The organism is Actinoallomurus sp. NPDC050550 (assembly GCF_040655075.1).
Classification (GTDB): Bacteria; Actinomycetota; Actinomycetes; order Streptosporangiales; family Streptosporangiaceae; genus Actinoallomurus.
Genome location: NZ_JBFAJC010000025.1, coordinates 42,518 through 56,521, shown reverse-complemented (window position 1 = coordinate 56,521; position 14,004 = coordinate 42,518). Strand labels below are relative to the sequence as shown.

Annotated in this window: 11 protein-coding genes and 1 pseudogene; 4 read left to right on the top strand and 8 right to left on the bottom strand. The window is 64.6% G+C overall.

What is annotated here, in order from left to right; genetic code table 11:
• Positions 1-14 precede the first annotated feature (14 nt).
• The gene (locus AB0I04_RS30360; RefSeq protein ID WP_360891852.1) at positions 15-875 is read right to left on the bottom strand and encodes an ABC transporter permease; all 861 of its coding nucleotides are present in this window, start codon (positions 873-875) and stop codon (positions 15-17) included.
• 189 nt (positions 876-1,064) lie between these two features.
• Between AB0I04_RS30360 and AB0I04_RS30355 the strand changes: the two genes are divergently transcribed.
• Positions 1,065-2,177, top strand: a complete 1,113-nt coding sequence (locus AB0I04_RS30355; protein WP_360891849.1) for a LacI family DNA-binding transcriptional regulator — start codon at positions 1,065-1,067, stop codon at positions 2,175-2,177.
• A gap of 471 nt (positions 2,178-2,648) precedes the next feature.
• Here the strand turns inward: AB0I04_RS30355 and AB0I04_RS30350 are convergent, their stop codons facing one another.
• The 3 genes and pseudogenes from AB0I04_RS30350 to AB0I04_RS30340 all read right to left on the bottom strand — a co-directional run.
• Positions 2,649-5,072: a DEAD/DEAH box helicase family protein gene (locus AB0I04_RS30350; RefSeq protein ID WP_360891846.1), complete on the bottom strand. Its 2,424-nt coding sequence runs from the start codon at positions 5,070-5,072 to the stop codon at positions 2,649-2,651.
• Entirely contained in the window at positions 5,069-6,610 is a 1,542-nt protein-coding gene (locus AB0I04_RS30345) for a site-specific DNA-methyltransferase (protein WP_360891843.1), read from the bottom strand. The genes AB0I04_RS30350 and AB0I04_RS30345 overlap by 4 nt, the downstream gene beginning before the upstream one ends.
• Positions 6,611-6,875: 265 nt before the next feature.
• A pseudogene (locus tag AB0I04_RS30340) lies at positions 6,876-7,097 on the bottom strand (restriction endonuclease); the annotation flags it as partial.
• 587 nt (positions 7,098-7,684) lie between these two features.
• Between AB0I04_RS30340 and AB0I04_RS30335 the strand changes: the two are divergent.
• A complete protein-coding gene (locus tag AB0I04_RS30335) occupies positions 7,685-8,170 on the top strand; it encodes a Scr1 family TA system antitoxin-like transcriptional regulator (RefSeq protein WP_360891841.1) in 486 nt (161 codons plus the stop codon).
• Entirely contained in the window at positions 8,167-8,256 is a 90-nt protein-coding gene (locus AB0I04_RS30330) for a DUF397 domain-containing protein (protein ID WP_360891838.1), read from the top strand. Before AB0I04_RS30335 ends, AB0I04_RS30330 begins: the two co-directional genes overlap by 4 nt.
• Positions 8,257-8,386: 130 nt before the next feature.
• On the opposite strand, the gene AB0I04_RS30325 is transcribed toward AB0I04_RS30330, so the two are convergent.
• Both AB0I04_RS30325 and AB0I04_RS30320 read right to left on the bottom strand, forming a co-directional pair.
• Positions 8,387-8,830, bottom strand: a complete 444-nt coding sequence (locus AB0I04_RS30325; protein ID WP_360891835.1) for a hypothetical protein — start codon at positions 8,828-8,830, stop codon at positions 8,387-8,389.
• Positions 8,827-9,798, bottom strand: a complete 972-nt coding sequence (locus AB0I04_RS30320) for a hypothetical protein (protein WP_360891832.1) — start codon at positions 9,796-9,798, stop codon at positions 8,827-8,829. The genes AB0I04_RS30325 and AB0I04_RS30320 overlap by 4 nt, the downstream gene beginning before the upstream one ends.
• Before the next feature lie 245 nt (positions 9,799-10,043).
• Here AB0I04_RS30320 and AB0I04_RS30315 point away from each other — a divergent pair, with 245 nt between their 5' ends.
• On the top strand, positions 10,044-10,190 hold the full coding sequence (locus tag AB0I04_RS30315) for a hypothetical protein (protein WP_360891829.1): 147 nt from the start codon (positions 10,044-10,046) through the stop codon (positions 10,188-10,190).
• Positions 10,191-10,219: 29 nt separating this feature from the next.
• Here the strand turns inward: AB0I04_RS30315 and AB0I04_RS30310 are convergent, their stop codons facing one another.
• Positions 10,220-11,440, bottom strand: coding sequence for an IS256 family transposase (locus AB0I04_RS30310; protein WP_360892065.1), 1,221 nt, complete (start codon positions 11,438-11,440; stop codon positions 10,220-10,222).
• Between the two features lie 174 nt (positions 11,441-11,614).
• A complete protein-coding gene (locus AB0I04_RS30305) occupies positions 11,615-13,915 on the bottom strand; it encodes an NEW3 domain-containing protein (protein ID WP_360891826.1) in 2,301 nt (766 codons plus the stop codon).
• Between the last annotated feature and the right edge of the window lie 89 nt (positions 13,916-14,004).

Here is a 14,004-nt window from a genome sequence, read left to right as displayed (position 1 = left end):
TCGTACGCGGTGGGTCAGTAAGTGGTGGTCACGGCGGAGCCGCGACGGCTGGCGTGCCACGGCAGGAGCAGCTTCTCGGCGAACTCCACGAGCACGAACAGGACGACGCCGATCAGGGACATGACGAGCAGACCGGCGAAGAGCATGGGGGTGTCGAGGTTGCCGTTGGCCTGCTGGATCACGTACCCGAGGCCCTCGTTGGCCCCGACGAACTCACCGACGACGGCACCGGTGACGGCGAGCGTCACGGCGACCTTCAGCCCGGAGAACAGGTGCGGCAGCGACGCCGGGAAGCGGATCTTGGCGAAGGTCTGCAGCGGGCCGGCGCCCATCGTCGCCGACAGCTGGATCATCTCCGGGTCGACCGCCTTCAGCCCGGTGACCATCGAGATGACGACGGGGAAGAACGCGATGAGCACCGCGACGACGACCTTCGGGGCCAGGCCGAAGCCGAGCCAGACGACGAGCAGCGGCGCGATCGCGACCTTCGGGATGACCTGGGCGAACAGCAGGACGGGGTAGAGCGTCTTCTCGATCGCCGTGGAGTACACCATGACGACGGCGGCGAGGACGCCGATGATCGCGGCGATGACGAAGCCGAGCAGCGTCTCGTACGTCGTGACCCAGGTGTGGTGCCAGATGTAGCCAGCCTTGTCGCTCATCACCTGGAACGTCTTGGCCGGCGACGGCACCAGGTACGCCTCGACGAGCTTGGCGGTGGTGATCACCCACCAGGCGACGAAACAGGCGATGAGCAGGGCGACCGGCCGCCAGGACCGCACGACCGCCTCGCGGAACCGCTCACCCGGGCCGGGTCTGTCACGCTCCGCGACTCCGGCCACCGGAACACTGGACGTGGTGCTCTGACTCACCATGAGCTCCTCCGTGCTCGGACCCGCGTTCGGGCTGAGAAAGCGCATTCTGAAAGCGCTTTCTGCTACCGTAGGGACGGCGTACGGTGCGGTCAAGAGGGGTCCCGATCCCGATCTGGGTCGCACGCTCACGGCATGCTGGAGCCAGGAGGGCGCACAGTGGGGGACGACAGTGGCGACTCAGGGGGCGGCGTGACAGGCGACGGAGTCAGCGCGACAGGCACCGTAGGCGGCGGCGCGAGCGGCGCCGACAGTACGGCGGGTGCCGGAGGCGCGCACGTCACGCTGCAGGATGTCGCGCGGCGGGCCGAGGTGTCCCTCGCGACCGCCTCCCGCGTGCTCAACGGCACCACCCAGGTCCGCGCCGACCTGCGTGAGCGCGTGCTGGCCGCCGCCTCCGAGCTCGCCTACGCTCCCAACGCGCACGCCCAGGCGCTCGCCCGCGCCTCCAGCCACTCGATCGGCCTCATCTGCCACGACGTCAGCGACCCGTACTTCGCGGCGATCGCCCGTGGCGTCACCCGCACGGCGGCCGACCACGGCCTGCTCGTCATGCTGGCCAGCACGTTCCGCGACCCGGCGCGGGAGGTCGACTACGTCGCCATGCTCCGCGCCCAACGCGCCCGCGCGATCCTGCTGATCGGCTCCGGGTTCGAGGACCGCGAGTGGGAGCACGCGATGAGCGCCGAGCTCGACCCGTACATCCGGACGGGAGGCCGCGTCGCCGTCCTCAGCCGCCACCGCAGCCTCCGCGTCGACACCGTCCAGCCGGAGAACCGGGAGGGCGCCACCGCCCTCGCCCGCGCCCTCCTCGACCTGGGCCACCGCGACTTCGCCGTGCTCACCGGACCCCGTGCGCTCACGACCGTGTCCGACCGGCTGGGCGGCTTCCGCGACGCCCTCACCGACGCCGGGATCGACCTCCCCGACGACCAGATCATCGAGGAGTCGTTCACCCGCGACGGCGGATACGCCGCCGCGACCGAGCTGATCCGCCGCGGATCGCGGGCGACCTGCGTCTTCGCCCTCACCGACGTCATGGCGATCGGCGCCCTGTCGGCCTTCCGCGACCACGGCGTCGACGTGCCTGGCCAGGTCTCCCTGGCCGGCTTCGACGACATCCCCATCGTCCGCGACCTGGTCCCGCCACTGACCACGGTCGCCTTGCCCCTCGAAGAGCTGGGCGAACGCGTCATGAACCTCGCCCTCCGCGAGCCCGCCCGCCGCAGCCGCGTCGAACGCATCACCGGCAAGGTCGTCCTCCGCGCCAGCACCACCGCCCCGCGTCGTCGGCACGCTGGGTAGGCGACGAGGTCAGCGTCCAAGCTCAGGTGCCCAGCAGATCGTGGATCCGCTGCCGAGCTTCTGCTTCCCCTCTCGGCGGTGAAGGAACACGCTGTGGGCGGCCGATGCACGCGGAAAGAGTTGATCAAGCTGGCGGCTTCGTACCGCACGTCATGGGCGGTCGCGGTCAGCCAGGCGATGACCGCCGGCGTCGCGGACCGGCAGCTGAGCCGGAACGCCCCCCACGAAAGCGGAACTCCTCGAAGCGGTCGGGCTGGGCACCTCAACCCGATCTCGAGTCGGTAAAGGGTCCCTCCGGTCTTCGCACAGGCGATTCTCGAAGCATGGCGACAGTCGTTGATCACCCCGGCCCGCGCGATCGAGATGATGCGAGGTGGGCTGGAGATCTCCGATCTCCCGAGTCGCGACGAATCCAACCTCGAGCCATGACAGAACCCGAACAGCCTCAGGTGCTGGTTTTCGACACGACCCTCATTCTGGCTTTGCGAGCGCGATTAGAGATTCCCAAGAGCCTCGGGCGTTTGCGATTATACTTTCCGTTGCGAACAGATATCGCCAGGAGCCAAAGTCTCCATAATCCCGAACGAAGCGGGCCCAGTCTTCCGCCGCTCGCTTCTTTTCAAGGACCTCGGGGTCATTTGCCCTATCGTTCGCTTTGCCCTCTATGACCCAGTAAGTACCTTCGGTATCGAGGACAATGAAGTCTGGATAGTACTTCTTTCCGTTATCACGTTCGATCCAGATCGACCCGGGATCGTAATTGCGAAGCCACCACTGGACCCGAGGACTTGAATCGAACAGGTGGGCCAGTGCGTATTCAGTGCTACCTGCATCGAAAGACGCAACCACCTCGATAGAACGGCTCCACTCGTCGTACCACAGATCTTTTCGGAACTTCGCCCACTTCGCTACCACTTCCGATGGCATTGGCGGAGGCGGTACGGGCGGAACCTCAACGACTCGGAACGCATAAGTGGGTTGGAGTTTACGGTTGTCGTATGCCGCTTTGACGAGTTTGCCGAGCGCAGTTGCCGCCTGGCGGGCACGCAGTTCCCCCCATGCGTGTTTTGGGCTATCCGAGGTCACACCAGCTCCGACCAGGAACTCACTTACGACTCTTTCGGCGGCCCGAGATTCGGGAAGCGTTTCTTCGACGTATCCACTGTTCCAGATTCGATCGAACAAGTCGCGCCGAACTTCTTCTACAGGAATGTGCCTTTGAGTGGCGTCCACAGATTCAGCTGCCGTCACACGGACATCTACAATCCCGTCCAAACCCCGTTGGGCATCGACGGCCTGGCGGGCCAGGGTAACACTGAATTCGTGTTCGTATGCAGCGCCTTCGTCCCGTGCACTGGCACTTGAGATGTAGCTAAAAGAAAAACGGACCGGTAGAATCTCCCGCTCGCGTCGTGGGAAGCGGATGGTGGGCGCGCCAGGGACCTTCGTTCGGAGAGCAGTTACCGCCTTTTTGTCCCGCTCGGCTTGCGCGACCGCATTATCCATCGACTCAACTTGTAGCAAAAGGGAGCCGTCAACGACATCGTCCCCCACGACTCGTGGCTGCGAGGTAAACGACAGGATCTCCTGATGCGACTCGTCGCCGGTCGCCGACCGGTTCCCGGTGGGGCTTGGACGGTCCTCGTCGAGACCGCCGCCGGCGGCGGGCAGAACCTTCTGCAGCAGCGCTTCCTTATTTGCCAGCAGCTGCCGGTAAGACTCATGGGCCACCAAGTCGACCGTGTCTACCATCGGGGTGCCGACTCTGCGCCCATATGGAAGGCGCAATCCGCGGCCGAGTACCTGCTCGGTGAGAGTCTCTGACGCGAGGGCCCTCAAGCCAACGATGACGCCGATGTTCTTGACGTCCCAGCCTTCTTTAAGCTTATTCACCGACACGACTGCGCGGACCGGCGAGTCGGGCTCCTCCACTGCCTCTAGGGCACGCAAGGCGACGTCACTTGACTGGGATGTGATGGTGAGGACGGCCCCCTCCGCCGGAAACATGTCATCGGCGGTCAACCGGTTAGCGACCCGCTCGGCATCTGCGATATCGCGGCATACAACGAACAAAACCGGGCTTACAGGGACAACTCCCCGGGCTCGCGCCCAGGTAGACCATGCCGCCTCCTTTACCCGCAAGAGCTGACAGGCATCTGCCAACACCGTATCTTCGTCCTTGCGCCCATCCGGCCGGTAGACGATGACCGGGATCTTCACGTATCCGTCAGCAATGGCTTCGGCCAACGAGTACTGGAAGATCGGCTCGACTCCGGATGCGGGCGTGGCTGTCAGACCGACCAAAGCACGCGCTCCAAGGTCGGTAATGGCCTGGTTAAACGCCTTAGCCCGCGTGTTGTAAACGTGATGCTCGTCAGCGACGACTACCAGGTCATCTATCTGCTGAAGATGTTGATAAAGACCGGTCCCAATGAATTCGTCCTGCGCGCGCACACGCCGCGACGTCTTATCGGTGGGGCGGATCAACTGCTGAACGTTGAAGACGAACAGCTTGGTGACGGCGTCGTCGTGCAGGGCGTCGCCGACCTGTCCGCGTGAAAAATTCTCGGACGTGATAACTAGTGGCTCGGTGTCAGCACCCGGCACGTACTTCGGATGACCGGGCGTGAAATTGGCGATCGTCTTTTCTTGGATCGTCGATCCTGGGGTGACCACCAGGATGTTGCGAACGCCTTTGGCTGCCAGATAGTCAACAAGGCCCGCAAGGATGTAGGTCTTGCCGACTCCCGTTGCGAGGTCACAGACCACCTCTTGGCCGGTTCCGCTTGCTATGGCTTCAGCGACGGCGCGTACGGCCGCAGCGTTGGGCGGCCTGAGATCCAACCTCGCGGCGATGTCCTCGACGAGACTCCGGTCGTAGGGAAGCCACGTCATCGAACGACCCTCCCACGGCTCGCCAGGTCACGGGGAGCCTTCAGTGCCCTGGACCCGGGACTGAACTCTCTGAGGAGGCTCTCGGCTTCTGGCGCAATACCCCTGCCCACGAGCACAGCGCGTTCTCCTTCATCCAGTTGTGCCAGGACACCGCGAGCAACTACGTCATCTACCACACCATCGATGACGGCCAGGCGCGCCCGCCCGCGCCTGGCACAGAAAGGACCGGCACTGAGACCGACATACTTGAAGCCCAACTGTGCGGCTACTATCTGGGCGAAGTCCGTACCTTTCACCCAGTCAGCAAAGAAAACTCGACCGTCCACGACATCGTACGCCGAAGGGGCTACGTGCAGGCTCTTGAAGCCCCCACCACCACCCCATCGAACTGCCTTGGTCACCCCTCCTGGATCGTCCCCGCTTACCACCTTTTCGAGGCGAGGTCGAGTAAAAGTCTCGACCGTCTCCTCAAGGAGCTCGGTGGTCACCCATCGCCGCTTCATCTTGTGAGCCACCGCTGCGGTTGTGCCCGAGCCGGCAAACGCGTCCATCACCACATCGCCTGGGTTACTCGCGATTTGGATCACGCGCTTCAACAAGGCTTCAGGCTTCGGCGTAGAGAAAATTCGAGACCGGTCAAAGAGTCGAGTTACTTCACCCTTGGCCTGACGGTTATCTCCGACCTCGTCGTGAGTCCAAAAAGTCGTGGGGACAAGACCACCCAGCTCCGATTGGAAGCGTTTCCGGAAGGGAAAGGTACGGCCAGTTTTACCCCACCAGAGGCGATCGTCTTCGCGCAGAGCCTCGAAGGTCTCCCGAGATACAGACCACCAGCGGTTCCCCCGCGGCGCAAACACATCCCCGTGTGGTCCGGTCACCTCATATCGCCCGTCTTCGTAGGCGTGTGACGCGGTCAGGTCAGACCTCCGCCATGGTCCACGCGGGTCGTTATCAGGGTTCCAGAACTCCTGGTCACTCAACTCCGTACGGTCAATACGATTGAAGACCAAGTCGTTCTTTGAACGAGCGTAGACCAGCAGGTAGTCATGAACCGCGGACACATGCTGAGCAGAATTATTGCGGGCGTGGATCTTCTGCCACACTATCGTGCCCACGAAGTTGCCTCGCCCAAATATCTCATCCATCAGCACGCGGCAATAGGCCATCTCCGCGTCGTCCAGATGGACCCAGACCGATCCGCCAGGTGCGAGAAGTTCACGGATGAGCAGCAGACGATCGCGCATCATCGTCAACCAGACCGAATGCTCCAGCGCATCGTCGTAATGTTGAAACGCCTGACCGGTGTTGAAAGGCGGGTCGATGTAAACCAGCCGCACCTTTCCGCGGTACTCCTCGGCGTACTCAGGGATACGTGTAAGGGCGTGAAGCGCCTGGTAGCTGTCACCGTGGATGAGGAGGTTGTCCGCTGGGGTCCCAGCGATCTCACCGGTCTTGCCGGTCTCTCGCAGGAGACGGACCTCTGTCACCCGTGGATCTTCTCGAGAGACCCACTCATAGCCTTCGTCGCCGGTGGTCAACAGAGCCTGGTCCCTGCCGACCCAGGACAGAGTCAGACGCCCAGTCGCCACCGTAGACCACCCTCCCGTACGCAGCCGACCACAGTCGTCCGCAACCTGTTTCAAGCTCGACCGCAACCGTACCGGCCACAGCCGACATCTCGAAGCACTCCGCACACGCTCAGACCGTGGACGCTCCACGGGTACCGGCAAGCGCTACCGGCGCACTCCGCTGCCGTGTTCCCTGTGCGGCAGCTCCTGATGGACAAGGTGCAGAGCGAGGGCATCAGCGTCGCTTGGGCGGGGGCTTAGGAAGGCTGATGAGGACATCCAGACCGAGATGCCCCCTGCAGAGGTGCTTGATCTGTTCGCACTCGATGATCTGGCTGCGGCCGTGGCGCTTGGCGAAGGCATGGCCGTCCTTGGTGACCCATGACGTGGTCACCAGGAGGCTGGTGGTGGTGTATTTGTCCTCCATGACGCCAGCCAGCGCTCGTACGGCTTCGACTCCGACTGCGCTGTGCCCTGGCTCAGTCCGGCTGCGGCCGGCGGTCTGATACCCGGTTCAGGCCTCGGGTGGCTCGATCTTGACCGGGGAGCCGGGTGCTGTCGCAACCGACTCGGGAACAGGCTCGTCCGGGGTAGAGATCACTCCACAGCTCTCGCCAAAAACTCCGCGTCGGAGTCGATGTAGTACTCGATGGCGTCTTCAAGAGCGTCCTCGGGGATCGCTAAATGTTCTGCAGCGCCGCGCGAAGCTCTTCTTTGACCTGCCACATCTCAGCGTCTTCCGGATTCCGGGCGCGCTCGGCCAGCTCCCCAATGATCCAATGACAGTACCGCTCGATAACGCGGAGCAGTGCCACGAACGAGACATTCGGGTTTCTTCGCTAGTATTTCTCTTCTTGCGCCATACCTACTCCTGAACGCGACGAACCAATAAGGAATGTCTCTGAATCGCCGCCATACTGCCAGAAGACATCCTACGCTCAGCCTATATGGCACCAACCCAGCACCGAGCTCGTCTGCTCCTGTGAAATCAGCAGCGAGGCGGTGAAGTCACACAAAACATCACGCCAAGACGGAGGACGTATAATGCGTAGCCCAGCACTGATCGCGCTCGGATCCGAGCTTCGCCGCTACCGCCTCGCCGCCGACAACATGACCCAGAGCCACCTCGCCAAACTGATCAACTACTCCGAAGGCATGATCAGCAACGTCGAGACCGCCCAGAAGGTCCCTCGCCACGACTTCGTCGAACGCTGCGACCAGGCGCTCAACACCGGCGGCGCCCTCCTTGTCCTCCACGGCCTCCTCAAGTACGACACACATCCGGTCGAGGCCTTTGCTCGCTACACCGATGCGGAGTCCCAAGCCAACGCCATCTACATGTGGGAGTTCGTCGTAATACCTGGGGTCTTCCAGACCCCTGAGTACGCCCGCGCCCTGCTGACCGCTGGACGCCCGACCGTCAAGCCGGAGATCATCGACGACCTGGTCGCCGCACGAATGCAGCGTCAGGACATTCTCTCCCGAGATCGTCCCTTGGACCTCATCCGGCAGATTCGGGAGGATCAGTGAACGAGAACGACATCGAATGGCGCAAGTCACGCCGCTCCGGCGCCAACGGCGGCGAATGCGTAGAGGTCACCGTCATCGCCAAGTAGTCCAGCGTTCTCCCAGAACCCGGTCACGCTGATTTCGCGGTCAGCGAGACCGGATTCTTTTTTCGACCGAAAACCGCCGCAGCCCTCCGCGAACCGGCACACCACAGCCGAACATGTCCAGCGGCGGTCCTCAACTCTCTTCGGCCAACCATTCATCGGCCAGCTTGCGTGCATCGTCCAGGAAAGCCTCCAACCCGGAATCGGACAGATTGAAGTCAGCGATTAGCCCTGCAAGCAGGAGAATGTAGTGGCCACCCTTTAGTTCGTCGCTGATGTCGTCTATCTGTTCGTCGGTAAAGGTTGCGAGGATCAGCCGCTCGGCAACGCGCGGATCGATGGATGTCGCGAGATCGTCTGATCGGGCGCGCGCCCTCTTGACGAACTCCGCTACATCGGACGGTGTCCCGCCCTTACCAAACTTTCGATACGCGGCTTCAAAGAATGCTGCGACGATCAGGACGCCATAGTTGTTCTTGCTGGCAGGATCGAGTCGCGAGTACAGACGTTCATGCGCCGCTACGTCGCCAGTGAGGACGGGACGCAGCGCCGCTACCTGGTCACCAGTCACCTTCATTCGGCTTCTCTCCGTTCTCTGATCTTCCCGCGCCCCCATCGGAGCAGTTCAGCGCTGACTATACCGACTGCTAGCACTGCTGTAGCGGCGCTTCCAGGATCGATACCGGCGTGATGGGAATCAACAACCTTGGGTGCGCTATCGAATGCCGTCTCGGCATGAGCGGACGGCGGAGGGTCGAAGAAGTCGGCAGCTTTTTTGGTAAATTTCTCCGCCTGGCTCGTTATTGTGTCGACTTTTTGAAAGCCCTTCGTGCGGAATTGATCAGCCCTGGACCGCTTATCTTCATCGGGTTCCGTCAACTTCTCGCCGGTCGGTAGATCATCGAAGGCGTCCACACCGTCGGTCCAGTCGGCGTCCTTATCTCTGATGGTGCGCTGGAACGGCTCCTTGCGCCCCTCAGCCTTGCTGACGCTAGGCGCGAACGGGTCGATCTGCTTCCTGATTGACTCCTCATCCAGTTTGGACGGGACGCCGCTACGCATAGTGCCGGACTCAGAGGTTCGATCGTCGGCGGCGCTGGCGTGCTGTTTGACAAACTCCTTGCTTTTCGCCCGGGCCTCGAACTCCTCGGCCAGATTCCCGAAGGCTCCATAGGATGGCCTCCGCTCCATCGGAGACGCATACGTGTCCGCATCCGGGGCTTTGTGTTCGCCGCCCTGGCGCCGGTCCATGTCCGCCACGCCCGGTGTGCCCACCGACTCGTTGCGGTCCTTCTGGGAGATGCCGTCTCGGCTCTCACCGCCTTGCTCATCCCACTTGGGAGTCGTCTGTGCCGGTGTCGAGCCGCCCGTGGACCTGTCGCTCTCGGCGGTCGTCTCAGTGGTGGCCCCGGTTGGCTTCTGGTTGGCCTCAGCCTCTCCTGGCCGGTCAGGTAGCGGCCGACGCTCAGACGAGCTCGGTTGGTCGCTGGCCTGATCGGTGCCGTCGGACTCATCGGAGCTGCCGCTGCTGCGGTCGATGCCCACGGCCCGTGCCCTCCTCGTCTCAGGGACGGCCCCCTTCTGGCCATTGTCGGCACCAGGTAACCGCAGTATCCAACACACCGTCAATACAACGGTCGGTCAGACCGGCCTCCGACACCCGCACACCTCCTGAGATAAGCACGAGGCGGGATAATTCCACCCTCTGCCCCACCATTCCTGGCGGAAGGCATAAGGGCTGTCACCGTCCTGACAGTGAAATCGACGGCTCGAGCATTGAAGGAGACGAGGTGAGTCATCCACCGGCGCACCATGAGGGCGAGCACGGCGAGGTCAGCGCGACGTACCGGCCGACCGACCACCAGCCCGAGGTGACCTACGGCTCCGGCAACACCGTCTCCGCGCCAGCACCACCGCCCGCTCGTGGGAGTGTCTGAAAGTCTGTGGGTGAGGCGGTGATCGTCGTTCAGTTCAGGGTGATTCGGTCACCGTAGTGCAGCGACAGGGCGTTCAGCGCCGCTTTCCAGCCGGGGGTCTTGCCGGTCACGTTGGTCCGGTTCTTGAGCGGGCTGCGGATGACCAGGTAGAGCACCTTGAGGGCGGCCTGCTCGGTGGGGAAGTGCCCGCGTCGGCGGGTGGCCTGGCGGAACCGGGCGTTCAGGCTCTCGATCGCGTTCGTCGTGTAAACGACCTTGCGGATCTCGGCCGGGAACGCCAGGAACGGCGTGAATGTCGGCCAGGCGTCCCGCCAGAGCCGGATCACCGCTGGATATCGCTGGCCCCATTCGGCCTCGAACTCGGCGAACCGTTGTTCGGCGGCGGCCTCGGTCGGGGCGGTGTAGATCTGGCGCAGGTCCTTGGTCAGCCGGCTCCAGTGCGCCTTGGAGACATAGCGCAGGCTGGAGCGCACCAGGTGCACCACGCATTGCTGGACGGTGGCCTGTGGCCAGATCTCCTCGATCGCCTCGGGCAGGCCTTTGAGGCCGTCGCAGCAGGCGATGCACACATCGGCGACGCCGCGGTTGCGTAGTTCGGCCAGCACCGTCATCCAGTGTTTGGCGCCTTCGCCGCCGGTGCCCACCCACATGCCCAGCACGTCGCGTTCGCCGGCGCAGTTGATGCCCACCGCCACATAGATCGGACGGTTGGCGACGTTACCTTCGCGGATCTTCACATACAAGACGTCGATCAGCACGACCGGATAAACGCTGTCCAGCGGCCGGGCCCGCCAGGCCTCCATCTCCTCGACGACCTTGTCGGTCACCCGGGAGATCAGGTCACGTGAGACCTCCACCTGGTAGATCTCCGCCAGATGCGCGCGGATCTCGCCGGTGGTCAGGCCCTTGGCATAAAGAGAGATGACCGACTCGTCGAACCCGGCGACCCGGCGGGTGTGCTTGGGCACGATCTGCGGTTCGAACTCACCCGCCCGGTCCCGGGGCACCTGGAGTGGCACCGGCCCGACCTCGGTGGACACCGTCTTGGGTGAGGTGCCGTTGCGGTGGTTGCCGGTGGGCTGGGCAAGGCGTTCGCCCTTGTCATAGCCCAGATGATCGCTCATCTCGGCCTCGAGCGCGGCCTGCAGCACCGTCTTGGTGATCCCGGCCAGCAACCCGTTCGGGCCGACCAAAGAGACCCCCTCGGCCTTGGCCCGCTCGATCAGCTCGGCGGCGAGCTGAACATCCAGCCCGCCCTGCGACTCGTCCTCGTCGTGGTTGGTCACAGATGATCCTTCCCGGCCGCCAGCCTTCCGGATCACCGCCTCACCCACACGATCTTTATGACAGTCCCCCGCTCTCGTTGCGCGTGATGTCGCGGAGCGTGCGGGGACGTGCGGTCACTCCGCGACATCACACAAAGATCAGCCGCTGGTGGTAAAGCCGGCGAAGTCGTCCTCGCTCGGGTAGCCCGGGTTGTGGGCGGTGCCGAAGAGGCCGACGTCCTGGGTGGCCGCGGCGGAGGGGACGTTCGCGGTGCTCAGCCGGGTCCAGGTGGTGCCGTCGGTGGAGTAGTAGCCGGTGTAGGTGGTGCCGGAGCGGACCAGCCGGATCCAGCTGGGGAGGACGGGCGTGCCGACGCCGGAGCCGTTGGGGGCGGTGCCGGAGTCGAGCCGGCCGTCACCGTCGGCGTCCCACTGCATGAAGTAGCCCTTCTTCGCGCTCACTCCCACGGTCACGAAGCCGGGCGAGGTGTTCGCGCCGGTGATGTCGTTGCGCACCATGATTCCGGTCTTGGCCCCGGAGTTCTGGTAGCGCTGCCAGGTGACGCGAACTGTCGTGGTGGAGCCGTCGTGTTCCGCGCCGGGGAGGTAGAGCGCGCCGTACTGATTCGTCGATCCGTAGACGTCGGCGCCGGCCGCGCGGATGCCCAGAGCAGTGCCGACCTGCGAGAAGTTCGCGGGCTCCGGCGTGGAGGCGAAGGTGTGGAACGGCGCCTTGACGGGCGCGTCGAGCAGGACGAACGTGTGCCCGGCGGCGGAGCCGGCGGCCCGGGCGCGGGTGCGGGTGTTCCAGAGGAAGCGGGCGGTGGCGTCGAGCCGAGCCGTCGGGAAGAGCCCGCCGATGGACGCCGGTGCGGTGACGCGGTAGGTGACGCGGACGGTCGCGCCGGGCGCGACGGAGGTGAAGACCGTGGGCGAGACGGGGGTGACGGTCCAGCCGTTCGGGGCGGGCAGGGTCACGTGGACATCGGTCGCGGTGGTGGTGCCCCAGTTGGTGAAGTCCGCGGTGGCGGTGGTCTGCTGACCGGTCTCCAGGGTGTCGGGGGCGGTCACGGTGAGGCCGGTCTGCGGGCGGGCCGCGCCCATGCCGGTGGCCCACGGGCGCACCCGGAGCAGGGCCGCGCCGTGGGCGGGGACGGAGGCGGCGACGGCGTCGCCGGAGGATCGGGTGACCTCGTGCGTCCACAGGTTGTGGATACGGTACGCGGAGGCCGCGGGCAGGCCGGCCGTCCCCGGGTCGACGGAGACGGTCTGCGCCGTGGACCCGGTGTTGAACAGCCCGATGATCACGTCGCCGTTGGGCTCCTTCTTGGCGAAGACCTGCGCGGTCGCGCTCTTGCTCACCCGGGAGGCGTTGATGGCGTCCTGGTCGACGGCGATCACGTCACGGTTCGTCAGCAGCTTGAGGTCGGCGGTGTCGAGCCTGGTCAAGTCCGTACCGAGGAGTAGCGGGGAGGCGGCCAGCGACCACAGGCTCAGCTGGGTCTGCCGCTCGTCGGTGGTCAGCCCGCCGTCGTCGCCGTTGCCGACCTCGATCGAGTCGTAGTCGTTGAACGCGCCAGGGCCGCCGTACGGTTGCCAGTCGGCGACCTGGTCGAACCGGGCCGACGTCCGCTGCCAGCTGGTCAGCGGGGTGCTGGATCCGTTGACGCCGCAGTAGCACTCGATGTCGCCGCCGGTGCGCCAGCCGTTGCTGGTGGCCAGCCAGGTGGCGGCGTCGGCGATGCTGAGCGAGTTGGACAGCTCCAGGTGCATCGGTCGGCCGGTGGCGACGATGGCCTGGTGCCACGCCTTCATGTCGGGGCGGTTGTCGGCGGGGACGAGGCCGCCGCCGGGGCCGACGAAGTCCATCTTGATGTAGTCGACGCCCCAGGAGGCGAACAGGTCGGCGTAGCCCTGGATGTACTCCTGCGCGCCGGGCTTGCTGAAGTCGATGCGGTAGGAGTCGTTGTGGGTGTTGCCGGGCTGCGTCGGGTCCGCGATGTCCTGCATGTGGTACGAGGTGCCGTGGACCGGCAGGTTCTTCTGGTACGCCTCGATCGGAACACCCGGCGTGAGGTAGATGCCGAGCTTGAGGCCCAGGCCGTGCAGATACGCGGCGAGCGCGGGGATGCCGTCGGGGAAGCGGGTGGCGTCCCAGGCGTCGCGCCCGTACGCGTCCAGGTGGTCGGACCATCCGGCGTCGATGTTGATGTACCGGTAGCCGTATTGCTGCAGCTTGTCGTGCATGACCCGCGCCTGGGCCTTGATCCCGTTCTGGGTCAGGCCGCTGCCTTCGCGCAGAGCGCTCCAACTGCTCCAGCCCATGGGCGGTGTGGGCGAGACAGGGGCGGTGGCGTCCGCCGGGGCCTCGGGTGGCGCGGCCATCGCGGGCGACATCCCCGCGGCCAACCCGAGGGAGAGCAGTACCGGCAGCAGACATCTGGTCTTTCTCGCATGCATCGAGCGACTCCTCGGCGTGGTCCACGGCATCGCGCCTTGTTTGTACCGGTCAGTGCGCACATGTTCCATGTGCGATCTACGTCACGTCA